This window comes from Acaryochloris sp. 'Moss Beach' (assembly GCF_021497025.1).
Classification (GTDB): Bacteria; Cyanobacteriota; Cyanobacteriia; order Thermosynechococcales; family Thermosynechococcaceae; genus Acaryochloris; species Acaryochloris marina_A.
In genome coordinates this window covers 1345504-1369045 of the sequence record NZ_CP071717.1, presented here as the reverse complement: position 1 = coordinate 1369045, position 23542 = coordinate 1345504, and the positions used below count along the sequence as shown (strand labels likewise).

The window sequence follows — 23542 nt, the reverse complement described above, 5'->3', positions numbered from 1 at the left end:
AGGGCTAGCTGCGAGCTAGCAGATCCGAGATGAGTTCCCCCGTCTCATCTGTGGGACTAACGGTAAATCTTGGCCTAGGTCGCTTCTGGCCTGAGGTTGATTCAAAACAGGTTTCAGCTGGGCCACTAGTGATGAGGCTAGAGAGACGGCCTCATGGAGTAATTGAGCATGATGTTCTACCTGATGGGTTGAAAAGGTTTCCAGTTGGGTTTGAAGGGGGGCGAGTAGGTTCCGCGCAAAACTGCCGTAGGCAACACCCGCGATGTAGGATGCCTGGATCTTCATGGCTGGACTCATCAACCTAGGATGCAGTAACCCTTTGGCTTTGAGTTTAGCAATAGTATGCCGATTTGTGCCGCCGGCCAGTTGGACATAACCGGGTAACTGTGCCTTTAATACTTTTTCTGCTAGGAGTACCGTTGCTCGGGTGGTGCCATCCCCAATGTCTCCACTCATGGGGCGGCCATCGGTTTGCCAGATTAGGGTGCAGGGTAACGGTTCCATGAGTTGGTAGAGACTCGCTAGATACTCCAGGAGGCCAGGGCCATCGGGACAGCTCACCGCTAAGACCTGTAAGTGGGGTACAAAGGGGTTGAGTGTTTGCCACAGCTGCTTAAACTCTGCCAGATGCCCCACTTGGGTGTGAATTTCTAAGGCTTGTACCACGCCAGCCTGAATGAAGGGGCCGACGATGTCCGGTTTAGCGGTGTGGGAAACCGTGATGATTTGTTCAATGGGGCAAACGGGTAAACAGCGTCCGCAGCCATAGCAGCGATCGGTCACTACGCCGGGGCTGGGGAATGCGATCGCATCTGCAGGACAAACGCCCACACAGGGTTGAGAACAGTCGGAGGGGCACTGTTCAGGCTGGAGAGTCGCCTTGCGAAAATGTGGATCCTCCCCAGCATTGAGACTGACCATCAACAGGGGCCGGGGGGTGGGTGGGGGGAGAGTTGGATTGCGGTTGCGATCGCATCTTCGGCAACTGCAATCACGGCTGGATCCGCAGCGACATCAATACAATCTGCACCTGCCAAGGTATAGGCCAAAACCAGATTGCGGACAGCAGGCAAATGCTGATAGCTGGCCCCACAAATTAACTTGAACCAGTTGCCCTGATCGAGGGATTGGAGAGGAGAAGCAAAATCATTCACCTTATAAGCCTAATCCGAATCGATTAGTGCTGGGTGAACATTTTGCTTTGTCTTAACGGTAGATCGAAGCTTCTACGCTGCCGCTATAATCTCGGAAAGGGGCTGCCATTCAAAGGTCCGGGCACCGCCTAACTCAATCACAACTTTTAGGCGAGGTTCAGTGGCAGTAATCGCATCTAGATAGGCTAGTTCTTGCTTCGCTAACCGTTTACCGTCGTAGAGCCATAGAGCTAAACCCTTCGCCTGGGGCGGTAAGTTCTCTAGTTGATAATTAACGAAGGGGGGCAGGAAATACGTGCGAATTTGGTTTTTACCTAAATGAGGAGGGCGCACCCCGTGGACATCGGTGAAGTAAGAGGCTAAGTCGCCCATACCTGGGGCGGATACAAATAGTGTTAGATACCCTGTTGCCCGGAGTCGGCGCTTGTAGCGGCCTTCAAATCCACCTTCAGACGGAACATAAATGCCAACAGCGCCCGACTGTTCAATGGTGCGAATAAATTTTTTCCCGGTCGCAAGCAATGGCATAAGAAGAAAATTATCCTGAGTGTTGGTGGATGCAAAATTACTTACCCTAAACTTACACGAAATCCAGGGCTTCTGTTCACTTCTTCCCCCTCAATTGAACGAACGGAGTTCCCCATCCTCGGACGTGAATTGCTCAATCCTATATTGATCCATCTCAATGACGACGATAACGGCTAAAAGGAACGTCCAATCACCGTTATATCAAAGCTGATGAATAGGAAGTCATTCCTTGAAATCTTCAGTATTCAGTATTTTCCCTGAGGGAGATTTGTAAAGAATTGTGAATAATTAATAAGTAGTTGAGCGATTTTACCTGCCTTCTACCGATCTTCAGGGCAGGGGGGGAGTAGATGTTTACCCCACATTAGAGCATTGAGTTATTTAACACGGAGATAAGCACTAGCCATGGTTTATGACGTCACATTTCGGGATGAGACCACTGGGGAAGAGAACACTATTTGTGTCCCAGCAGATGAATATATCTATGATGCAGCAGAGTTAGAAGGAATAGAACTCCCTGCCTCTTGTCGTTCTGGATCTTGCATTACCTGTGTAGGCAGGGTTGTCAATGGTGAAGTCGAGCATGATCACTCTATCTTGAGTGATGCCGAAGAAGAGGCCGGTTTTATGCTGACCTGCTGTGCTTATGCCCGCGCGAATTGCACGATTCTAGTTAAGCAAGAAGATGAGCTATTGGATTTTGCCGCTGCATAGCATCCACAGACGAGAGTGTTGGGCACTCCGTTGACGAAATTCACTGTAGATTTCAGCCATGCTCAGCGGTCCTTTAATGCAACCCAATGCTCTACTTCTGCATCTGGGAGGTTCGTTTTAGCGAATATGCGTGGGGTCGCTGGGTAAACTAAGGCTGCCCCTTGGGGCTCAGCCATTACCTTGAACAATTGATGCAGCGCTCTTTCCTATCTCAATCTTGGTGGCAACAGGTCTCTCAACGGCTGCAGCCTCGGCCGCTGCCGCCAGAAGACTCTATGGCGTTGCGTTTAGGCGTGCAAATCCTCGTTTGTGTGGGAATCCTGGCGACGGATTCGGCAACAGGGAGCTGGCATAGTTTATGGGCGATTCCCCTGAGTTTGATGGGGGCCACCTGGAGTTGGCGACAGCGGCATCGTCGAAATATTGCAGCCAAATGTGGGATTGCCATTGGCATGATCCTCGTCTTGGCGGTTTTCCTCAGCCGTTTAGCGGGCCAAGCAGGTGACTCCCGTATCCTATTGACGGAGTTACTGATTCAGGTTCAAATTCTGCATGCCTTTGACCTACCCCGACGCAAAGACTTGGGGTACTCAGCCGTTATCGGCATCATTTTGGTTGGAGTCGCAGCCACCGTCAGCGAAACGATGGTGTTCGGGGGATGGCTCTTACTCTTTATTGCTTGTGCGTTGCCCGTCCTCATCCTGGATTATCGATCGCGCCTAGGTTTGAAACTGCTCAAACGTCGATCGATAAGCCTGCCGCCAGTCCAGATGGGCAAGATGCTAGTGGCAGTGGTGACGGTGGGGCTAGTGATTTTTGCCTTGCTACCGCGTTTACCCGGATACCAGCTGAGAACGTTACCCGTGAGTGCTGCGATTGATATTCCGGGTAAGTTTGATGCCCAGCAAATCGTTAATCCTGGCTATGGTCAAGGAGATAGTGCCACTTGGGACGGAACAGGGCAAGATGGCGAAGACCTCCAGGGAGAGATTGCCTTTGATGATCAGTTCTATTACGGGTTCAGTCAAAGCATCAACCAGAATTTGCGAGGTGCTCTCAAGCCTGAAATTGTGATGCGGGTGCGATCGCAAGCCCCTGGATTTTGGCGCGTCTTAGCCTTTGACGAATATACCGGTCAAGGCTGGAAGATGTCTCGCAATGACAAATCTGAGACCTTGAGTCGACCGGCTTGGTCCTATCGGTTTGTGGTGCCTCAACTAGGGCAGCGAGGCCGAACCAAAGAAGTAATTCAAACCTATTCCATCGTTACCCGTTTCCCCAACCTGATTCCAGCCCTCAGTCAAGCCCGTGAAGTTTATTTTCCCACCCGTGAAATTGCTAGAGATCCAGAAGGGGGATTCCGATCCCCCGTGCAGCTCCAGGATGGACTGACCTACTCGGTCATTTCTGATGTTCCATATCGAGATCGCAAGCAGTTACGCAAAGCATCCCGCCAGTATCCACCCTTTATTCGCCAGCATTATCTTCAAATTCCCGATGATATTGCGCCTCAGGTTAAAGAGCAGACAGACGCACTCTTGGAGAAAGCCAATCGTCCCCCCATTTCGGCTTATGAGAAAGCCCTGTATTTAGCCCAAAGTGTCAAACAAGCTTATTCACTTCAGCTTGATCTGCCGGTGCTTGAGTCAGAAGAAGATTTAGTGAGTGCCTTCCTATTCAAATATCAGGGGGGCTATCCTGATCATTTTTCCACTGCCTTAACGATGATGTTGCGCTCCATCGGTATCCCCGCCCGCCTGGTGACGGGATTTGGCCCCGGGGAATTTAATGCGTTCACGGGGCTCTATGAAGTAAAAAACGTGGATGCCTTTGCCATGGCTGAGGTCTATATCCCCCCAGTTTGGTTGGTTTACATTTGATCCCATTCCAGGTCATGACTTGGTTCCCCCCTTCTGTGGATGATGACTATACTTTCTCTGTGTTGAAGACCTTATGGAACTGGGTGGCAGGTTGGCTCCCCTCGCCCATGATGAACGGCTTGACAGCAATATTCGCCCTGATCGGTGAAGGGTTGGCCAAAGCATTAGGATTTTTTACCGGTGGCTGGCAAGGTTGGGGTGCTGGATTGCTAGTTCTGAGTGGGATGGCCGTTCTTGGCTGGCTGGCCCCCGCAAGGCTGGCAATGGTGGCGCTATCGGCGACGCCTTGCAACTTTGCCACCGATGGAGAAGTTGTATCAGCGAATGCTGCATTTGTTAGCAAATCGGGGTGTACCGAAACACCCCCATGAAACTCCATTTGAATATACTCGTCGTTTGCATCAAAAGGGGGAAGGGGCGATCGCTGACCTAGTGACTGAGATTTCTCAGAGTTATGTGAGTTGGCGATATGGACATCAAACCTATGACTTGAGCGATGTTCATCTTAGATTTCAAACCCTCAGGGAAAAACTCAGGTCCCAGTAAGCCTGAACATCTTAGATGAGCTGAAGATGAGTATACAAAATACCTTTGTGCTTCCTACTATTTGAAGTTTTACTCAAAAGTAAATTCTGATGAGTTTTTAGTCCATACTAATACTAAGAATCCCCCGTATATTGCTGCTAATTGTTACTAATAATTCGCTCCTAGGGCAAAAATACGTGATTTTACGCATATGTTCTCAAGGGTAAACGGTCCATCCTAAGAATGAGGGCATGCACCTGAAAAAGTTGTTCTAGATCAAATCTGCCACTTGCCATCTTGCTGAGCTGGTAACTGCCAATGCTCTGACTATTAACTACCAAATCAGTTAGTTTATGACCTATACCTCCAGTCTTCCAACACCCACCCAACAGGACAAACCACAGGTTGCACCTGCTAAAGTGCTGCAGAAAGTGATCTCTGAGCAACGGTCTGGCCGCATCACTATCACTGATTCTCGTGATCCGTCGATTAGCTGGCGGGTGTATCTAGGCGGTGGGCAAATGCATTTTGCAGAAAGCACAATGGGGCATGCTGAGCGATTACCCTACGTGCTCAAAAAGCAGCTACCCGACTTTGATTTATCTGAGTCTCTACCGAATAATACGTCAGAGTATTCCTATCTGTGCAAGTATTGGCAGGCCAATAATTTACCCCTAAATTTCTTCCGAAAACTGCTGGCTATTCTGACTCAAGAAGCACTCATGCAGTTCTTAGCCCTCCCTCAAGGCTACTTAGAATTTGAGCCTAATGTGGGACTAGATCCGCTACTTCTATCTGCTCCGTTTCGGCAGCTTGTTCTACCGGTTCGTGATCAAATTAATCAATGGGCACAGCTGCAGGCTGTCATTGGTTCTCCGTTCCAAAAGCCACGTTTAGAAGATCCCGATCAATTCCTGAAATTAGCTTGGAAGGAAAATGGTCAAGGAAGACACTTACAAAATATTGTCAATTTATTAGAGCAAGGCCTTTGCTTCTACGAGGTGGCAACCCAGGCAGATATAGATGTCCTAACGCTGGCGACTGATCTAGCGCCGATGGTTCAGGCTGGAGCAATCAGTCTGCACCCTTATCAAGTCATCGAAGAACAAGTTCGCCCCGTTGTCGCTTGTGTAGATGATAGTCAAACCATTCAGCAGTTTGTGAAGCTATCTCTAGAGGCAGAAGGTTTTGAAGTACTGCAGTTAATGGATCCGAAACAGGCATTAACGGTCTTAATTGAGCAGCAACCTAATGTCATCTTGATGGACATTGAAATGCCGAAGATGGATGGTTATGAGCTATGTCGCATGGTTCGCCAAGTCGATATGCTCAAGGAAATCCCTGTCGTGATGCTGACGGGGCGAGAAGGCCTGATTGACCGCATGAGAGCCCGAATGTCTGGATGTACGGCCTATTTGACTAAGCCCTTTAATCCCCAAGAATTGTTGGCATTGGTGCAAAAACTGTCGGCTGAAGGTGCAGCAGTTTCCCAGATGTAGCATTGCAGGGTGGATGCACACAGTAATCGCTGCCTCATCGCTATTGGTGAAATCACCCAACAAAGCTCATTGGTCGCAAGTTCCATTCTTGCTGCTCAAGCTTGTGGGTAGTCATTGCTAGGGAGGGTGAGTAGACTGGAACCACAGTTGTGGGTAATGCTATGCGGCGTTCGTTGTTTCAATTCTTGTTGGTGGGCTGCCTGACGGCCTGTCAACTGCAAGCTAGCGAAGCCCCTTCCACCACGCAACCTCCTGATCAGAGCAAAATTGCAGCATTACAAACTGAGTTTGAGCAAGAAATGAAAGCTCAGCTGGCTCAAAAAAATCTTGATGACTACAGCTTCAAAGAGTTGTCTGATATTGCGTTGCAAGCCTCTAAGAAAGTGTATGGGGCTCACCCACAGCTGATGAAGCAAAAAGCTTTGTTTGATTTACAGCAAATGCCCGCCTTAGAGGCTCAAATCTTATCCAGCTATCAGGTTAAAGAATCCCTGAGCATTAGAGATTTGGAGAAGGAAATGTCTGGCTTTTCCCAAGCTAATTCTGGACAAGTCTTGGACAACTTTCTCCCCCTCTTCTATGGCAGAACACCAGGAGATGTTGCCCTCAGATTGAAGCAGATGATTTATGCGCGCCATATTGGTCCTAAACAGTTGGGCCAGCGGGCCATCATTAGCCAGTTTATTCCCGACAGGACCTACTACATCCAGGCCAGTGACCCACCGCAATTGGTGGTCAAAACCTTTGAAGAGGATATATTCTTAATGACGGTTCAAGTCACTGAGGCGGGGCTAATCAAGCCTTTGCAAATAGACTGGATGCAGCCCAAAGGAGCTAGTCAGAAAGCCAGCTAGCTCCTTTAGGCTATTGCCAACCCGCTAAGTTAGACATGAGTTGCTGGTTGAGATGATCTGGAATGGAGTTGGGGGGAGGCGTCTCAGTTTCTCTACAGATCAGCACTGAACAGGGGGCATGATGCATAACGTAATTACTGACACTGCCTAATAACCATTCACTGAGACCGGCCCGTCCTCGGCTCCCTAGCAAAATCAAGTCTGCCTGCCATTCCTTGGCCACTTCGCAAATGGTTTCACCGGGAGAACCTTGTTTTTGGGTGATTTTGACAGAGACTCCTGCTAATCTTGCCTCTTCGGATTGGGCCTGCAGAATATCTTGGGCTGTGTGGGTATATTGCTCCCACTGTTGTTGATAAACGCTAATCGAGGTTGCTGATAGCCCAGGATAGTAATACATGCTAGGAAAGGGAGTGGGGGCATCCGGAGCATCTTGGTCATCGGTGGACAACACATGTAACAGCATCAAATTAGCCTGGGTTGTGGCAGCCAAATCAAGGGCTTGATCGAAGACGTCCAGAGCCGTTTCTGAATGATCAAGGGCAACTAAAACTTTATGAAACATGGTGAGTACCTCTAGGGGGCCGTGGAAAACGGCAAGTGATTAGGACGAGTGAGACGATGACACGTGTGTTTCTGCTTGAGCGACAACGAACAGTGTTTTAAGCACTGAATCTGGATTAAGACTGATAGAGTCAATTCCTTGTTCAACTAGGAAATGGGCAAATTCTGGATAGTCGCTAGGGGCCTGGCCGCAAATGCCGACTTTGCAGTTATGACGTTTGGCCTGATCGATGACTTGGCGAATAAGGGACTGCACGCCCTCATGACGTTCATCAAAGAGGTGAGCCACCAAGGCTGAGTCCCGATCGATGCCTAGGGCTAATTGGGTGAGATCGTTGGAGCCAATGGAAAACCCATCAAAGATTTGGCTGAATTGATCCGCCAAAATGACATTGCTGGGCACTTCACACATGACGTAAACCTGGAGACCATTCTCTCCCTGGACCAATCCATAATTCGCCATTTCTGCCATGACTTTACGACCTTCCTCTGGTGTGCGGCAGAACGGCACCATGGGAATCACGTTGGTTAAACCCATCTCGTCTCGGACGCTTTTGAGGGCTTTACATTCCAATCCGAACGCCTCTCGAAAATTGTCGTCGTAATAACGCGAGGCCCCTCGCCATCCCAGCATGGGATTTTCTTCCTGAGGCTCAAATTGCTTGCCGCCTAGCAAGTTTGCATATTCATTACTCTTGAAGTCAGACAGTCTGACGATGACGGGCTTGGGGTAAAACGCTGCGGCAATGATGCCCACACCATGGGTGAGCTGATCAACAAAGAAGTCAGGTTTGTAGGGATAGTGACGCGTGAGATGGGCAATTTCTTGCTGGGCTAACGGATCTTCTAGCTGATCGAAATGGATTAAGGCCAGGGGATGGGCTTTGATATGGTTGGCAATGATAAATTCTAAGCGGGCAAGGCCAACACCATCGCAAGGCAGTGCTGCCAGTCTAAAGGCTTGGTCGGGATTTCCCACATTTAGCAAGACTTGAGTTTGGGTTGTGGGGAGTTGTTCTAGATGAGTTTCTTGAACCCTAAAGGACAGTAGCCCATCGTAAACATGGCCTGCTTCCCCTTCACAACAAGCAACCGTGACCAACCGACCGTTAGGGATCTGGCGGGTGGCATGGCCACAACCGACAATGGCGGGAATGCCTAACTCGCGGGCAATAATGGCAGCATGGCAAGTGCGCCCTCCTTGGTTCGTAACGATGGCTGCTGCCTGCTTCATAATGGGTTCCCAATCGGGATCCGTTTTGTGGGTTACCAAGACATCCCCTGGTTGGAACGCACTGATTTGGCTGACATCCTGAATGATTTGCACGCGCCCCTGGCCAATCAACTCCCCCACGGCTCGGCCGGTGCTGAGGACTGGCCCTAGCTCATCTAACTGATAGGTTTTTAGTAGGGTGTCAGATTTTTGAGACTGTACCGTTTCTGGCCGGGCTTGGACCACATAGAGTTCCCCGGTGAATTCATCCTGTGCCCATTCAATATCCATGGGGGTGTAGGTGCCCCGCACAGCAGAATAATGATCTTCAATTTTGCAGGCCCATTGAGCGAGGGTGAGAATTTCGGTGTTGGTCAGGGTGAATTTCTGGCGATCGCCCTCGGGCACGGGCACATTTTTAGTGAGTTTACTGCCCTCTTGGTCGTAGACCATTTTGATCTCTTTACTGCCGAGTCGTTTAGACAATATCGGCTGATAGCCCTGTTGTAGGGTTGGTTTAAACACCAAATATTCATCAGGGTTGACAGCGCCTTGGACCACGTTTTCCCCTAGCCCGTAGGCCGCCGTGATCAAGACTGCTTTATCAAACCCGGTTTCTGTGTCGATGGAGAACATTACCCCAGCAGTGCCCGACCGCACCATTTGCTGTACCCCTACCGCCAAGGCCACCGTGAAGTGATCAAACCCTTTTAAGGTGCGATAGGAAATAGCCCGATCGGTAAATAGAGAGGCAAAGCATTTATGACAGGCTTCTAAGACGCCGCGAATACCTTGAACATTGAGATAGGTTTCCTGTTGGCCCGCAAAGCTGGCATCCGGTAAATCTTCGGCTGTGGCACTAGAGCGAACGGCTACATCTAAAGATGAATTTCTACCACAGTGTTGACACAGTCTGGAATAGGCTTCACTAATAGCCAGTTCGAAGCTAGGGGAAAAAGGAGTGGTCAAGATTAGTTCTCGGGCTTGCTTCGCCCGAGATCGCAGTTGAGGAATATCTTCTACATCTAACCCTTGCAATAGCTGACGAAGTGGGGCTTCTAGCTGGGATTGTTGTAGAAAGGTGCGATAGGCATGGGCTGTGGTGGAAAAGCCGGTGGGCACTTGGACGCCTTGGGCCCCTAACTGCTGAATCATCTCTCCTAGGGAGGCATTCTTGCCACCCACCAAGGGAATGTCTGTAATTCCGACTTGATCAAACCACAGAACGAATGACTGCTGTTTGGCCTTTGGCGGTTGCTGGGGAGAGATAGGGAGCATGACTTCTAGGTTCCGCTCTCTTGTCAAGATCGGGCACAGGGTATTTGTCTTCTTTATATCCAGCTAATTTGAGAAACTTGTGAGGATTGTCTGGAACCGAGTTAAAGAAATCCTAAATATTAGGATGCCGGTAAAAACGTCTGAGTTGGTAACCATTTAGGTAACCGCCGACTTCCAATCTAGAAAGTTGGGATAAATTGGGACCATTCCATCCAGCTGAGGGTCTATGTCCTTTCAAGATGCTAGAGATTACCAAATTCTGTTTCTCAGCTTATTTTTAGGGCTAGGAATTGGGACGAAGGATTGGACCTTGAGACCCGAAATGATTGTGGTTGCGATCGCAACCGCAATTCTTGTTCAAGCTCTGGCTGCTTACGGTACCTATCTATATCAACAACAGACTCAGCCCACAGACCAAGCCTTTAATCCCTCAATCCGTAGTGCCTTAATTACGGCATTAGGGCTGAGCTTGCTGCTGCGGACGGATCATTGGAGCACCATGATGTTGGCAGCGACCCTGGCGATCCTCAGTAAATTTGTATGCAAGTGGAAGGGCAAACATTTTTTTAATCCAGCCAACTTTGGCATTATTGCTGCCCTTCTGTTGACCTCGGATGCCTGGGTCTCCCCTGGTCAGTGGGGAGCCGTGGGCTGGTATGGCCTCTTATTTGCCGGAGCCGGTGGATTAGTGCTTCATCGGGTGGGGCGATGGGACACGTCCGTAATGTTTTTAGTCACCTATGCGGCCTGTCTTTCTATTCGAGATATATGGTTGGGATGGAGCTGGGATGTTTGGTACCACAGCTTATCCAGTGGCTCGTTGATCTTATTTGCTCTGTTTATGCTCACGGATCCCCGCTCAATTCCAGATGCTCGGGTGGCCCGGCTTTTATGGTCTGGCATTATTGCCGTCGTGACGTTTGGGCTGCAAACGAAGTTTTTCTTGTCCACAGGGATTTTCTGGGCACTGTTTAGCTTAGCCCCCTTAACGGTTCTTTTCGATCGAATTTGGCCTGCCCCTCGCTTCACCTGGGCCACCCCACCTATATCTGCGGAATCTTCTTCAGAGATAAACCTGGTTAAGCAAGAGGATGGGGCTGACTTGTTGCCTACCCACCCATAATTCAGCGTTAAACTCGCTCTTTCACCAGCAACCTAGTCTTAACCTGAGAGTGATATTTATATCGGTGTCAGGATAATCTTGCTTTTTCCTTTAGATCCAAGCTGTGGTCTGTTCTAAGCGGAATTCTGAGTGTTATGATTGCATCACAAATAAATCCTTGAGGAAAACGACCCTGTATGACGTCGACACCTGTATCCCCGGTGGTGCTAGTCATATTAGATGGTTGGGGCTACCAAGAAAACTCAGATGGTAATGCCATCGCTGCCGCAAAAACCCCAATTATTGACAGCCTCTGGACAGCTTATCCTAGTACTTTTATTCAAACCTCTGGTAAAGCCGTGGGCTTACCTGCAGGTCAGATGGGTAATTCTGAGGTAGGCCACCTTAATTTAGGTGCTGGCCGCACCGTCCCCCAAGAGTTGGTTCGCATTGCAGATGCGATCGAAGATGGTAGCTTAGCGACCAATCCTGCTTTGGATAACGTTTGCAAGCAAGTGTCTCAAGCCAACACCAAGCTGCATTTGATTGGACTGTGCTCTCCAGGAGGCGTTCATGCCCATTCCGACCATTTGTTAGCGTTACTTAAGCTTGCCAAAGAACATAATATTTCCCAGGTTTGTATCCATGCCATCTTGGATGGGCGGGATACACCTCCCAAAAGCGCTAAAGATGAGATTCAGCGATTACAGCAACAGGTCGCCCATATTGGCGTAGGGCAAATTGTGACCTTGAGTGGTCGATATTTTGCGATGGATCGCGATCGCAGATGGGATCGCATTCAGCAAGCCTATGAGGTCATGGTGAACGATCAGGTGGCGGTTCCTCGGGATTGGTCTGCCCTAGATACCATCACCGATGCCTATGATCACAAAACGACGGATGAGTTTATTCCCCCCATTCGCATTGCTCCTGGGGCAATCGAGGCAGAAGATGGCGTCATTTTCTTTAATTTTCGGCCCGATCGAGCCCGTCAGCTCACCCAAGCTTTAGTTGATCCCAAGTTCGATGGGTTCGAGCGAGAACAGGTGAAACCCCTTCACTTTGTGACGTTCACTCAATATGATTCATATCTGTCAACCGATATCGCATTTAAGCCCCAAAACTTAGACAATATTTTGGGTGAGATTGTCTCCAATAATGGTTTGAAGCAGTTGCGATTAGCAGAGACCGAAAAGTATGCCCATGTCACCTATTTTTTCAATGGTGGGATTGAAGATCCCTTGCCAGGAGAGGATCGGGTTTTGGTTCCTAGTCCTATGGTGTCTACCTATGACCAGGACCCACCCATGTCGGCGGATAAGGTGACTAAAGAAGCGATCGCAGCCTTAGGTAAACACATCTATTCTCTAATGGTGATCAACTACGCTAATACCGATATGGTGGGTCATACGGGCCTGATGGATGCCACGATCCAAGCAGTTGAAACCGTGGATAGATGTATCGGCATCCTGCTAAACCAAGTGATTGACGTCGGGGGCACACTGTTAATCACGGCTGACCATGGCAATGCCGAACGGATGTGGGATGAGAACGGCAATCCTTGGACTGCCCATACCACTAACCCCGTTCCCTTGATTTTGGTAGAGGGAGAAGGTCGCAAAATTCCGGGCCATGGCACTGATGTGCAGTTGCGAGCAGATGGTTGCTTGGCTGACATTGCCCCGACGATCTTAGATATTTTGCAACTCACTAAGCCGGAGGAAATGACGGGAACAAGCTTAATTCAGGCTGCAGGGTATGAAGTTCGTAAGAACAAGAGTCCTGTCCGGATTCATCGCTAAAGGTTATACTTTGTGAGTATGTCTTGCCCAATAAAATGGGTTGACAGTCGTGCGGCTATTGATTTGCCGTCAGTATTTTTTATCGTTTACTAGGGTTTCAGTTGAATGCTGACTAATGTGATTCAAGGCATATGGTTTTTCTCTGCCGTGGGGCTCATTGCCTTGGTACTGTTGCACAGCCCCAAAGGAGATGGTTTGGGGGGAATTGGTGGTCAAGGCCAACTCTTCACCAGCGCTAAGAGTGCAGAAAAGACCCTCAATCGGATCACTTGGACTTTGACTCTAATGTTTATGGGGTTAACAGTGGTTCTCAGTGCGGGCTGGCTCGGTTAACGGATTGTTTGATTCATCATGCGGTGGCCTAACCTGAAGAAGTGGCCTGCGGTTATGGGCTTAGGTCTTCTGGGCCTTTTAGCCGCCGTTTTTGTGCATTTAGGCTGGGTTTATCCTATTAATGCTGCCCTGCAAGTGCCTGCTGCCCAAGTGCATCCGTTGCCAGCGGTTTTGGAACAGTGGCAAGATCCCCAGGAACAAGGGGATTATTTTGATCAGATTAAAGTGACTCGTGTGGGGTATTTGGTCTGGAGCCAATTTCCCGTCAAAGTGTATGCCCAGCCCACTCCTAAGTCTTTGCCGTTAATCCAAGAGAAATGGCCCCAGGCGGTTGACCAAGCCATTCAGGCGTGGCAAGCTTATTTTCCCCTCGAAGTGACGACCGATTCGAACCAGGCCGATATCGTCATCTCGGCAGTTGATCCCACCCAGCGCAGCCAGGGGCGTATTCGCTCAGCGGAGACTCGCTTTAAGCTCTATGTAAATGACCAGCAGCGGTTATCGCATCGCTGCATGGTTCAAGTGCGCACGAACCAAACAGAGACCTATATTGCGGCAGCGATTCGCCATGAGTTAGGTCATGCCTTGGGAATTTGGGGCCATAGTCGCCTCAAGACAGATGCCCTCTATTTTTCTCAAGTGCGGATACCAGCCCCCATCTCGGCTAGGGATATGAATACCCTCAAGCGGGTGTATCAACAGCCCACTCGGTTAGGCTGGCCCGTCGTCCAATCATCTGGTTCTGCACCTTAGCCGGGCTATACTCTCAGTGCGACGCTGGCCTGAGAGAACTGTGGATATATATCAACAAGGATTACAACCTCTTTTATTTTCGGCTCTGAAGGCCGATCCAGAAACGGTCCATCGCCAATTGATGCGGACCTGTGCCTGGCTGGATCAGAACGTGGAGCAGGGATTCTCTCAGGGACTGCAGAAGCAGTTGGCCTCATCTTTGCAGGTGGAAGATCCTCAGCTCTCACAATCCTTGTGGGGCCTTTCGTTTGCGAACCCCATCGGATTGGCTGCAGGGTTTGATAAAGATGGCGTAGCAACAAATATTTGGCCTCGTTTTGGCTTTGGATTTGCGGAAGTGGGAACCGTAACCTTCCATGCCCAACCGGGAAATCCTCAACCTCGTTTGTTTCGTTTGCCTGAAGATCAAGCTGCCCTAAACCGAATGGGATTCAATAACCAAGGTGCTGCCCAGATGGCAGAGGTGATTGCTGCTTCCCAAGAGCGTCAAGTGCGCTCTTATCCCCTAGGGATCAATTTAGGCAAATCAAAGGTGACACCCCTCGACCAAGCAGTAGAAGATTATGTAGGAAGTTTTCGACTCCTCAAAACTTATGGGGACTATTTTGTGGTGAATGTGAGTTCACCGAATACCCCAGGGTTGAGATCGCTCCAGGCCGTCGAACAATTGGCCCCTATTTTGGCAGGTCTACAAGCCGAGAATACAGAGGCTAAACCTCTGCTGGTAAAGATTGCTCCAGACTTAGAGTGGGAAGATATTGCCGCGATTGTAGATTTGGCTCAAGTGCATCAGCTCGCAGGTATTATTGCCACGAATACAACGATACGGCGGGATCTGAAAACGGAGCGGATTGCCGTTACGGGTAATGCACCTAGTGAAGAAGCAGGTGGAATTAGTGGTGCCCCGGTGCGATCGCGTTCAACAGACGTGATTCGATTTATCCACCAACACACCCAAGGTCAACTGCCGATTATCGGTGTGGGTGGCATCTTTACGGCTGAGGATGCCTGGGAAAAATTATCTGCTGGAGCCAGCTTATTACAGGTCTATACAGGCTGGGTCTATGAAGGACCATGGATGGTGCGCCGAATTTTGGAAGGCTTGCTGGCAAAAATGCAGGAGGAAGGCATTCAGCAAATTTCTGAGATTGTAGGTCAAAAATAGGTGCATTCTCAGTAATTTTAGGTGCATAAACTTGTGGGATTATGCTTGCAGAATCATCAGTTGTTGAAAGAGCTGTTTTACCTTTTTGAGATCTTTGTTGCCTGGAGCTAGTTCCACCCCACTTGATAGATCAATGCCTGGTGGCGTTAAAGTCGTTACCGCTTGATTCACATTATCTGGCGTCAAGCCCCCTGCGAGGAACCAAGGCAACTTTGGTGCAAAGGTCTTGAGCAGAGTCCAATCCCAAGTATGTCCCGTTCCGCCTAAGGCTTGAGGCGTATAGGCATCGAGTAATAGGGTATTCGCAATCGATTCATAGGGGGTGATCTGAGCAAGGGTTTCAGCGCTACGAACCCGAAACGCTTTAATTAACTCAACCTCGGGCAGTTTCGCTTTGATCTGCTGGCAGAACTCTGGTGACTCGTCCCCGTGGAGTTGGACTCCGGTTAATTGGCCGATTTCTACGGTTTGCTGAATGAGATCTAGATCCGCATTAGCAAAAACACCAATCCGACTCAGAGGTTCTCCCTTCAGGGTTTGAGTGGGTAAAACCTGGGTGATCGCCTGGATCTGTTGGGGCGTGACATAGCGAGGAGACTGGGAGACACAGATAAATCCGAGGGCATCGGCACCTAGGGGTGCGATCGCAACCCCTTGTTCAGGTTGAGTAATGCCACAAATTTTGACTCGCATAAAGTCCCCTGCATCCCATGTATTTCTTTCAGCATAAGGTGGGATCACTTTTATAGCGAAATGTTAACTCTTAAAACAAAACAAATTTTTGCGTCAGTTCAATTTTTATAATTCTGTCAGCGACGTTACAGATTTTTAGATTTAGTCCGTTTCGCTATTTTTAGGAGAACAATTTTGATGCATCCCATACTTTTGACGACCTTCGAAAGTCATCCCTGGACCTTTAACACAGGGATACTGATGCTGTTTATTAACTTGCTTATGGTGTTCCTAGGACGGTATGCCATTAAATATCCAGGTCAAGGACCTGCTTTGCCCATTGGTGTACCGGATTCCATGAAAGACTTTGGTGTGCCAGAAATGCTGGCGACAGGTGTCTTCGCCCATTGGATTGGTGCTGGCATGATTCTAGGTTTACGGTCTGCTGGAGCCCTCTAAGCCCTCTTCGGTATTATCTGTATTTATAATAGTCACTCTCCCTGTTTTTTACCCTAAAAAAGGTTAGATTGCGGGGATTTTTGATGGCAACGTTGCTTTACTCTTGTACTTTTAGAACCTGCAGGTATAGCGGGTCGATTTACTAAGATGCCGTTTCACCATTTACCCCGCCGATCTCTAGGATTTTTCCCCACACCGATTGTTGAACTCCCTCGGCTGTCACAATCTCTGGGTGGTCCCAGAATTCTGATCAAGCGAGATGATCAAACGGGCTTAGCCTTGGGGGGTAATAAAACCCGGAAGCTGGAATTTCTGATCGCAGATGCACTACACCAAAACTGCGATTGCGTGATTACGGCAGGGGCTGCTCAATCGAATCATTGTCGGCAGACGGCAGCCGCCGCCGCCATGGTGGGATTGGAATGCCATCTGGTTCTAGGGGGAACTCCACCAGAACAAGCCAATGGGAATTTACTGTTGGATGAGGTTTTGGGAGCGACGATTCATTGGACAGGGGCAGATCGCAAAGGAGAACAGTTGAATGCGATCGCATCCCAGCTACAGGCCCAAGATCACCATCCTTATGTCATTCCCTATGGCGGCTCTAATGCTTTGGGGGCAGTTGGCTTTGTGGCGGCGATGGCTGAACTGCAGCAACAGCTTCAGGCAATGGAGCAATCTGTGGATGCCATTGTATTTGCTTCTAGTTCAGGAGGGATGCAGGCGGGACTGACCGTCGGTCGATCTCTTTTAGCAATGGATGTAGAACTGATTGGCATTCGTATTGATAAGGCTGAAGATGAGCAGTTGAGTTATGGGGACCAATTGGCTGAGTTAGCTACTTCGACAGCCAAGATGCTCCAATCAGAGTGTCACTTTCACCCCGCAGACTTTCGTGTAGAAACCGCCTACCTGGGTGCTGGATACGGTGTTGTGGGTGACCTAGAGCGATCGGCGATTAACCTCCTGGCCCAGTCAGAAGGTATTCTGCTAGATCCGGTTTATTCGGGTCGGGCCATGGGTGGATTATTAGATTTGATCCGCAGGGGACACTTTCATCGCCAGCAAACTGTTCTGTTTTGGCATACGGGGGGACAACCTGCCCTCTTTGCACCACAGTTTTCCCTGAAAGAGACAAACTCGTTTTCAGGATGAATGGGCTGGCTCAAAGGACCATCATCCGTTTGGGTTGAACGGATGATAGCTACTCAGCAGTCCCAGTACTGTAGGTTCCGGTTGATGGGTTGTATTTATACTCCAATGGACTGAGGCCAGAAGGATTGGAGCTAGAGGAAGATGGGGGGCTAGAGGAGCTGGCACTATTTGTTCCAGGTGCAGGACTAGGATCAAACTGAGAGGTTAGGTCCTTAGGAGCTTTAGAGGATGAGGGAGATGTCAAACGAAGATTGGGATCAATGGGTTGATTGAATTGTTGGATGGCCTTGGCTTCTTCGGTTAATCCAGCAGGGGAGTTTGTCGCAGGGGGAGTAGATGGGACCTTTGCGGTTGGAATATTCTGGGTTGGAATATTGGCAGCAGGGATATTAGGGGGAGCGGGTTGACTAATTTCTGAGGGAATAGGGCTGGGGACTGGCACGGCTGTGGGGGGCTGAGCCGGTACTCCAGGACTCCCAGCAGTGGAGGACGTCGTTTTTGCCAGGTGGGGGGGGATTTCAATGGTGCTTGGGGGGAACTTTTTGAAGCGTTGGGACTTGTGCCGGGAGTATTGGCAGGCTGAGATGTGGGAGTCCCTTTAACCGGTTGCTTAGACTTCGGAGCAGATAGGTTTGTTTGGGGAGGAAGGTTGAGGGTTGGGAGCTTTGCGGGCTGAGGTGAAACTGAGCCCGAGGATACCGGTGGCTTGCCCTCTTCTTTTTTGGCTGGGTTATTACAACCATACAATCCAGGTAATGTTGTTAAGGCGACGCATACACCTAGAAGTAGCCGCGTTGATTGATAGGTTTGATTAGAGTGACGGAACATTATCTTTGACTCCCACAGCGGTAATCATTTGGCCTTTGGTTTTATCTAGAAAAAGGCAATATTTATAGCAAAACTATCAGATTTTGTTTTTTGATGATGTAATCTAGCTGCGCTTGCCGTCAAGCTTGATATTTCTATACTGCATTCATATAGAAGTCATACTAAGAAGAGATATTGGCGGATTTATATCGCTATGTTCCAGACTTATCGAAGGAGATTGAAATGCGCTGGCTGGTCTCTGATTCTATTTGAGCTACTCGATATTTTGATGATGATCTATCGAGGTGAAGACGGTGTGAATTCGATATCCGGTCTTGGGAGTGTGGGCGCAATCGTCGGGGGCTTCCTTCTGAGAGGAAACTTAAATGAGTTGGAGCGGATCACAGGTGGAGGCAACCGTCACGGCCTACAACCGCAATACCATCAAGTCGATTGATGTGGAATGGACGAAATGACCTGGCAGTATGAAGCTACACAGTAGACTCTGACAATCCAACGATATATTGGATATAGGGCTCAACCTTTATTGTTATTTATTGAGAACGCTTCATGGGATCTGGTTTGGAAATGCTGAAATCTTACCGCCAACATGTTCAAGAACGGGCTGCTTTGGGAATTCCCCCCCTGCCGTTGACGGCTGAGCAGACGGCAGATCTGTGTGAGCTGCTCAAGTCTCCGCCTGCGGGAGAAGAAGATGCGTTGATGGCATTGCTGCGCGATCGCATCCCGCCTGGGGTGGATCAGGCGGCCTATGTGAAGGCTTCGCTTTTGAGTGCGATCGCAAACAACGAAACCACCAGCCCCCTCATCACTCCCATTGCTGCTGTTGAACTTCTTGGCACCATGATGGGCGGTTACAATGTGCAGTCCTTAGTGGACTTACTCAAATCAGATAATTCCGCATTAGCCACCGCTGCCGCCACTGCCCTCAAACATACGGTCCTGGTCTACGACGCTTACCATGACGTGCTGGAATTATCCCAGACCAATGCCTATGCCCAATCCGTAATTGATTCCTGGGTGGCAGCGGAATGGTTTACCACCCAATCCTCCTTACCCGAATCTATCACCGTTACCGTCTTCAAAGTACCGGGCGAAACCAATACGGACGATCTGTCTCCCGCCCCCCCCATGCCACCACCCGCCCCGATATTCCTCTCCATGCACTAGCTATGCTAGAAACCCGGATGCCGGAAGGGCTAGATACCTTGGAGCAGCTGAAACAGAAAGGTCATCCAGTGGCCTATGTGGGAGATGTGGTTGGCACGGGCTCTTCCCGTAAATCAGCCATCAACTCTGTGCTCTGGCATATTGGCGATGATATTCCCTTCGTCCCCAACAAACGAGCCGGGGGCTATATCTTGGGGAGTAACATTGCCCCCATTTTCTTCAACACGGCGGAAGACTCAGGAGCCTTGCCCATTGAATGTGATGTCTCTAGTCTGGAAACCGGGATGGTGATTACCATCCATCCCTACAAAGGCGAAATCACCGACGAGTCAGGCACTGTCCTCACCACCTTTAATCTCAAGCCCGAAACCATTACCGATGAAGTCCAAGCCGGAGGTCGGATTCCTTTACTGATTGGTCGGTCCCTTACCGATAAAATTCGTATTGAGCTGGGCATGGAGTCAACCGATGTCTTTACCCGACCGACTCCCCCCCCGGATTCTGGTAAAGGCTTTACCCTCGCCCAAAAAATGGTGGGTAAGGCCTGTGGTCTGCCTGGTGTTCGCCCCGGCATGTCCTGTGAACCTTTAATGACCACCGTTGGCTCTCAAGATACAACTGGACCAATGACACGGGATGAAATGAAGGAGTTGGCCTGCTTAGGCTTTAGCTCGGATTTGGTGATGCAGAGTTTTTGCCACACGGCGGCCTATCCCAAACCCGTCGATATTGAAACTCATCAAAACCTCCCCGATTTCTTTGCTTCTCGGGGTGGAGTAGCCCTGCGACCCGGCGATGGCATTATTCACTCTTGGCTCAACCGCATGTTACTTCCCGATACCGTCGGTACAGGGGGTGACTCCCATACTCGTTTTCCTTTAGGTATTTCCTTCCCCGCAGGCTCGGGGTTAGTGGCTTTTGCCGCTGCGATCGGAGCGATGCCCTTGGATATGCCAGAATCAGTTCTGGTTAAGTTCTCAGGAGATCTACAGCCCGGTATTACCCTGAGGGATATCGTCAATGCAATTCCCTATGTTGCCATTCAGAAGGGGTTGCTTACAGTTGAGAAGCAGAATAAGAAAAATATCTATTCCGGACGGGTGCTGGAAATGGAAGGATTACCCGATCTCAAGCTAGAGCAAGCCTTTGAACTCACGGATGCATCCGCAGAGCGCTCTGCTTCTGGCTGCACGATTAAGCTCAGTGAAGAGACGGTGGCTGAATATTTGCGCTCTAATGTCGCCCTCCTCAAGAACATGGCAGCTCGGGGTTACCAAGATGCCCGCACAATTCTACGCCGAGTAGCCAAGATGGAAGCTTGGTTAGAAAAGCCCGAACTCATGTCTGCAGATGCGGATGCTGAATATGCTGAAGTGGTGGAGGTTAACCTCACTGAGATTCGGGAGCCATTGGTGGCGGCTCCCAATGACCCCGACAACATTAAAACCCTGTCTGATGTCGTCAATGACCCCATTCATGAGGTCTTTATTGGGTCCTGCATGACCAATATTGGCCATTACCGAGCAGCCGCAAAAGTCCTTGAAGGGGCAGGTCCGACAAAAGCACGGCTCTGGATTTGTCCTCCCACCCGGATGGATGAAAAGCAGCTCCGGGAGGAAGGCTATTACGAAATTTTTGATGCTGCGGGTGCAAGGACGGAGATGCCGGGATGTTCCCTCTGTATGGGGAACCAAGCCCGTGTGGAAGATGGCGTGACAGTGTTTTCAACGTCTACCCGTAACTTTAATAACCGGATGGGCAAAGGAGCACAAGTGTATCTGGGGTCGGCGGAGTTGGCTGCAGCCTGCGCCCTCTTAGGCCGAATTCCCACCCCAGAAGAATATCTGGAGATTGTGGCCAAGAAGATCGATCCTTTTGCGGATGAGCTATATCGCTATCTGAATTTTGATCAGATTGATGGCTTTATTGAGGAAGGTCGTGTGATTCCTTTGGAGGAATTACCCAAGATTGAGGATATTTTAGGGATGCCTGTCAGTTAAGGGACAACAGATAGGGCCTTTAGAATTCGCTGGAGCAGGAACGATTACGGCCCTGAGCTTTAGCTTGGTAAAGTGCTTTATCTGCCTGTTCAATGATCTGGTGGGAATCCAGTTCTAGTTGTGGAATCCCACTGGCAATACCAATACTGATAGTGACATAGTCACTAATGATGGACTCAGCATGGGCCAAGGCTAGCTTTTGAAGGTTCTCTTGAATAACACTCGCTTGAGCTTGAGCCCCAGAAAGCTGGGTATGGGGCAGAATAATCACAAATTCCTCGCCTCCATATCGAGCAGCAAAATCACTGGGTCTGCGCATACAGCTATGAATGGTTTGGGCAATTTGAAATAAGCAACTATCCCCTGCTTGATGACCATAATGATCGTTGTAGGCCTTGAAACAATCAACATCACATAGGAGTAAAGATAAGCAAGATTGCTCGCGAAGCATTCTTTCCCACTCTTGGATAAAAACGGCATTAAAGTGTCGTCGATTGGCAATTTGGGTGACATCATCAATGGTGGCGAGCTGTTCTACTGTTTCTAGTAAATGCTGGCGGGTACGCATAAATTGCACCAACGAATAGCCGACTAACAGGGTAAACCCACAAAACAAAATGGTGATGATACTCAGTAGCTGTAACGAATGGGAATGACGTTGAATTCGACTTTGATATTCCTGCCATTGTTGACGTTGATTGAGAAGGGAAACTTGGTTGATATCGAGTTCTAGTTTTTCCAGCTGGTCAATAATTCTACTTTGGACCTTGGTGTTAGTGGGTTCTTGTTGCCATTGTTTGAGATCAGGTTTTAAGGACAACCATGATCGGACTAAATGATCTTTAATGGTGGAAACTTGGGTATCTAAGCTACGCGATAGAAAGTGCCGCTGAATAATCGTAAATCGGCTTTGAGTAATCTTGAGTTGCAGAGTGAAGTCTTTGGTATTGGTGGAATGGCTATGCACGAGCTGCAGTCGGAGACGATTGACTTCCCGCTGAAGTTGGTTGAAGTCATGCACTCCCCTCACTAAGTTAAGTTCTAAAGACTTGTCTTGAGTCTGAATCTGTTGTCGTAAAGATTGTCCACCTACTAAAATCCCGATCAGTAGGAGAAGCATAATGCTGGGGAAAAATATGAGCTGCCCCCGTGTTGCCCAGGGCTGTCGAGCTGGCACGCCGGAATGATGATGCACTGTCATTACTGCACATTAATTTCTGCGATTTGCCAGATCCAGTAGGATTTTTCTGCCAATTCTGATATGGAGGGGAATTGTTGATACGGAAATACCAGCATTGCAGGTCCTCTGTAATCAGACTGCATATTTTCACCATCTTGTTGTAGGGCAAAAATAACAGGATATTGCTTGAGCCAAACGATGGGAACCTGGATGTTGTAATCGTTAAGTGCTTTAAGATGTATGGCTTTTGCTTGGGGATCAACCTGCCAGAGATCGAGCAAGTCTCGCATCAAAACGCCTTGAAATACCCGATCTTGCTGTTCAAATAAATCTAATACGGAATATTCGACTAACCCGAGGGATTCGATGGTTTGCCGGTCCATGATGATGTGATCCTCTTGATTGGTGTTTCCCAATCGACCTGTGACCTTAAGGATGGGCTCATTTTTTGGCAAAGGAATGGGTTGCCCCGTTTGTAGTTGTGGGGGTGTTATTTGGGTATAAACATCGTCAAATTTAGCGTCTGTGGCACAACCTCCCATGAATAAGACCAGGGCGGGAACTATCCATTGTCGACGGTTATGCATGGCACCTCCAACAGCATCTTTAACCTACCAAAAGATATTTGGCTTTTTGCAGTAAACAAATATGCAGTACTTATTGAAACAGATAATCTCCTCCTCACCATTAATTTCCTTAGCTGCAATGACAGAA

17 protein-coding genes and 3 pseudogenes are annotated in these 23542 nt (G+C 49.1%); 12 read left to right on the top strand and 8 right to left on the bottom strand.

The features are described 5' to 3' along the window. Nucleotides 1-15: 15 nt before the first annotated feature. Nucleotides 16-1154 (bottom strand): annotated as a pseudogene (gene ldpA, locus HRE53_RS06330) (circadian clock protein LdpA). Nucleotides 1155-1226: 72 nt separating this feature from the next. After that, complete coding sequence (locus HRE53_RS06325; RefSeq protein ID WP_212662686.1) at nucleotides 1227-1682, bottom strand: NAD(P)H-quinone oxidoreductase subunit N; 456 nt, start codon at nucleotides 1680-1682, stop codon at nucleotides 1227-1229. 405 nt (nucleotides 1683-2087) lie between these two features. Between HRE53_RS06325 and HRE53_RS06320 the strand changes: the two genes are divergently transcribed. The 4 genes and pseudogenes from HRE53_RS06320 to HRE53_RS06295 all read left to right on the top strand — a co-directional run bounded on the left by HRE53_RS06320 (nucleotide 2088) and on the right by HRE53_RS06295 (nucleotide 7154). Beyond that, nucleotides 2088-2396, top strand: a complete 309-nt coding sequence (locus HRE53_RS06320; protein WP_212662685.1) for a 2Fe-2S iron-sulfur cluster-binding protein — start codon at nucleotides 2088-2090, stop codon at nucleotides 2394-2396. A 191-nt stretch (nucleotides 2397-2587) separates the two neighbouring features. Further along, nucleotides 2588-4822, top strand: a pseudogene (locus HRE53_RS06315) (DUF3488 and DUF4129 domain-containing transglutaminase family protein). A 332-nt stretch (nucleotides 4823-5154) separates the two neighbouring features. After that, nucleotides 5155-6300, top strand: a complete 1146-nt coding sequence (locus HRE53_RS06300; protein ID WP_212662683.1) for a response regulator — start codon at nucleotides 5155-5157, stop codon at nucleotides 6298-6300. A gap of 161 nt (nucleotides 6301-6461) precedes the next feature. Next, complete coding sequence (locus tag HRE53_RS06295; protein WP_235109538.1) at nucleotides 6462-7154, top strand: hypothetical protein; 693 nt, start codon at nucleotides 6462-6464, stop codon at nucleotides 7152-7154. Nucleotides 7155-7164: 10 nt separating this feature from the next. On the opposite strand, the gene HRE53_RS06290 is transcribed toward HRE53_RS06295, so the two are convergent. Further along, nucleotides 7165-7719 (bottom strand): universal stress protein, encoded by a 555-nt coding sequence (locus HRE53_RS06290; protein WP_212662681.1) that lies wholly within the window; start codon nucleotides 7717-7719, stop codon nucleotides 7165-7167. 39 nt (nucleotides 7720-7758) lie between these two features. Then, nucleotides 7759-10209 carry a phosphoenolpyruvate synthase gene (ppsA, locus tag HRE53_RS06285; protein WP_212662680.1) on the bottom strand — a complete coding sequence of 817 codons (2451 nt, stop codon included), beginning with the start codon at nucleotides 10207-10209 and terminating at the stop codon, nucleotides 7759-7761. A 226-nt stretch (nucleotides 10210-10435) separates the two neighbouring features. On the opposite strand from ppsA, the gene HRE53_RS06280 reads away from it, so the two are divergent. The 5 genes from HRE53_RS06280 (at nucleotide 10436) to HRE53_RS06260 (ending at nucleotide 15364) form a co-directional block, all read left to right on the top strand. Further along, the gene (locus tag HRE53_RS06280; protein WP_235109537.1) at nucleotides 10436-11332 is read left to right on the top strand and encodes an RnfABCDGE type electron transport complex subunit D; all 897 of its coding nucleotides are present in this window, start codon (nucleotides 10436-10438) and stop codon (nucleotides 11330-11332) included. A 176-nt stretch (nucleotides 11333-11508) separates the two neighbouring features. Beyond that, a complete protein-coding gene (gene gpmI, locus HRE53_RS06275) occupies nucleotides 11509-13113 on the top strand; it encodes a 2,3-bisphosphoglycerate-independent phosphoglycerate mutase (protein WP_235109536.1) in 1605 nt (534 codons plus the stop codon). A gap of 105 nt (nucleotides 13114-13218) precedes the next feature. Then, nucleotides 13219-13446: a preprotein translocase subunit SecG gene (secG, locus tag HRE53_RS06270; RefSeq protein WP_212662677.1), complete on the top strand. Its 228-nt coding sequence runs from the start codon at nucleotides 13219-13221 to the stop codon at nucleotides 13444-13446. A gap of 18 nt (nucleotides 13447-13464) precedes the next feature. Continuing rightward, nucleotides 13465-14199 carry a peptidase gene (locus tag HRE53_RS06265; RefSeq protein ID WP_235109535.1) on the top strand — a complete coding sequence of 245 codons (735 nt, stop codon included), beginning with the start codon at nucleotides 13465-13467 and terminating at the stop codon, nucleotides 14197-14199. Nucleotides 14200-14239: 40 nt separating this feature from the next. Beyond that, nucleotides 14240-15364: a quinone-dependent dihydroorotate dehydrogenase gene (locus tag HRE53_RS06260; protein WP_235109534.1), complete on the top strand. Its 1125-nt coding sequence runs from the start codon at nucleotides 14240-14242 to the stop codon at nucleotides 15362-15364. A 39-nt stretch (nucleotides 15365-15403) separates the two neighbouring features. On the opposite strand, the gene HRE53_RS06255 is transcribed toward HRE53_RS06260, so the two are convergent. Beyond that, on the bottom strand, nucleotides 15404-16057 hold the full coding sequence (locus HRE53_RS06255; protein ID WP_235109533.1) for a phosphoribosylanthranilate isomerase: 654 nt from the start codon (nucleotides 16055-16057) through the stop codon (nucleotides 15404-15406). A gap of 177 nt (nucleotides 16058-16234) precedes the next feature. Between HRE53_RS06255 and psaK the strand changes: the two genes are divergently transcribed. Both psaK and HRE53_RS06245 read left to right on the top strand, forming a co-directional pair. Next, nucleotides 16235-16495, top strand: a complete 261-nt coding sequence (psaK, locus tag HRE53_RS06250) for a photosystem I reaction center subunit PsaK (protein WP_212662674.1) — start codon at nucleotides 16235-16237, stop codon at nucleotides 16493-16495. 147 nt (nucleotides 16496-16642) lie between these two features. Then, complete coding sequence (locus tag HRE53_RS06245) at nucleotides 16643-17650, top strand: D-cysteine desulfhydrase family protein (protein WP_235109532.1); 1008 nt, start codon at nucleotides 16643-16645, stop codon at nucleotides 17648-17650. A 49-nt stretch (nucleotides 17651-17699) separates the two neighbouring features. Here the strand turns inward: HRE53_RS06245 and HRE53_RS06240 are convergent, their stop codons facing one another. Then, the gene (locus tag HRE53_RS06240) at nucleotides 17700-18092 is read right to left on the bottom strand and encodes a hypothetical protein (protein WP_235109530.1); all 393 of its coding nucleotides are present in this window, start codon (nucleotides 18090-18092) and stop codon (nucleotides 17700-17702) included. Nucleotides 18093-19045: 953 nt separating this feature from the next. Between HRE53_RS06240 and acnB the strand changes: the two are divergent. After that, nucleotides 19046-21648 (top strand): annotated as a pseudogene (acnB, locus tag HRE53_RS06230) (bifunctional aconitate hydratase 2/2-methylisocitrate dehydratase). A 19-nt stretch (nucleotides 21649-21667) separates the two neighbouring features. Here the strand turns inward: acnB and HRE53_RS06225 are convergent. Continuing rightward, nucleotides 21668-22849: a diguanylate cyclase gene (locus HRE53_RS06225; RefSeq protein WP_235109527.1), complete on the bottom strand. Its 1182-nt coding sequence runs from the start codon at nucleotides 22847-22849 to the stop codon at nucleotides 21668-21670. Further along, nucleotides 22849-23415 carry a molybdopterin-dependent oxidoreductase gene (locus HRE53_RS06220; RefSeq protein WP_235109526.1) on the bottom strand — a complete coding sequence of 189 codons (567 nt, stop codon included), beginning with the start codon at nucleotides 23413-23415 and terminating at the stop codon, nucleotides 22849-22851. The genes HRE53_RS06225 and HRE53_RS06220 overlap by 1 nt, the downstream gene beginning before the upstream one ends. Between the last annotated feature and the right edge of the window lie 127 nt (nucleotides 23416-23542).

What these genes read in the sequence shown, in the direction of transcription:
- HRE53_RS06325 (WP_212662686.1), bottom strand. Translation starts at nt 1,682, where the DNA reads ATGCCATTGCTTGCGACCGGGAAAAAATTTATTCGCACCATTGAACAG.
- HRE53_RS06320 (WP_212662685.1), top strand. Translation starts at nt 2,088, where the DNA reads ATGGTTTATGACGTCACATTTCGGGATGAGACCACTGGGGAAGAGAAC.
- HRE53_RS06300 (WP_212662683.1), top strand. Translation starts at nt 5,155, where the DNA reads ATGACCTATACCTCCAGTCTTCCAACACCCACCCAACAGGACAAACCA.
- HRE53_RS06295 (WP_235109538.1), top strand. Translation starts at nt 6,462, where the DNA reads ATGCGGCGTTCGTTGTTTCAATTCTTGTTGGTGGGCTGCCTGACGGCC.
- HRE53_RS06290 (WP_212662681.1), bottom strand. Translation starts at nt 7,719, where the DNA reads ATGTTTCATAAAGTTTTAGTTGCCCTTGATCATTCAGAAACGGCTCTG.
- ppsA (WP_212662680.1), bottom strand. Translation starts at nt 10,209, where the DNA reads ATGCTCCCTATCTCTCCCCAGCAACCGCCAAAGGCCAAACAGCAGTCA.
- HRE53_RS06280 (WP_235109537.1), top strand. Translation starts at nt 10,436, where the DNA reads ATGTCCTTTCAAGATGCTAGAGATTACCAAATTCTGTTTCTCAGCTTA.
- gpmI (WP_235109536.1), top strand. Translation starts at nt 11,509, where the DNA reads ATGACGTCGACACCTGTATCCCCGGTGGTGCTAGTCATATTAGATGGT.
- secG (WP_212662677.1), top strand. Translation starts at nt 13,219, where the DNA reads ATGCTGACTAATGTGATTCAAGGCATATGGTTTTTCTCTGCCGTGGGG.
- HRE53_RS06265 (WP_235109535.1), top strand. Translation starts at nt 13,465, where the DNA reads ATGCGGTGGCCTAACCTGAAGAAGTGGCCTGCGGTTATGGGCTTAGGT.
- HRE53_RS06255 (WP_235109533.1), bottom strand. Translation starts at nt 16,057, where the DNA reads ATGCGAGTCAAAATTTGTGGCATTACTCAACCTGAACAAGGGGTTGCG.
- psaK (WP_212662674.1), top strand. Translation starts at nt 16,235, where the DNA reads ATGCATCCCATACTTTTGACGACCTTCGAAAGTCATCCCTGGACCTTT.
- HRE53_RS06245 (WP_235109532.1), top strand. Translation starts at nt 16,643, where the DNA reads ATGCCGTTTCACCATTTACCCCGCCGATCTCTAGGATTTTTCCCCACA.
- HRE53_RS06225 (WP_235109527.1), bottom strand. Translation starts at nt 22,849, where the DNA reads ATGACAGTGCATCATCATTCCGGCGTGCCAGCTCGACAGCCCTGGGCA.
- HRE53_RS06220 (WP_235109526.1), bottom strand. Translation starts at nt 23,415, where the DNA reads ATGCATAACCGTCGACAATGGATAGTTCCCGCCCTGGTCTTATTCATG.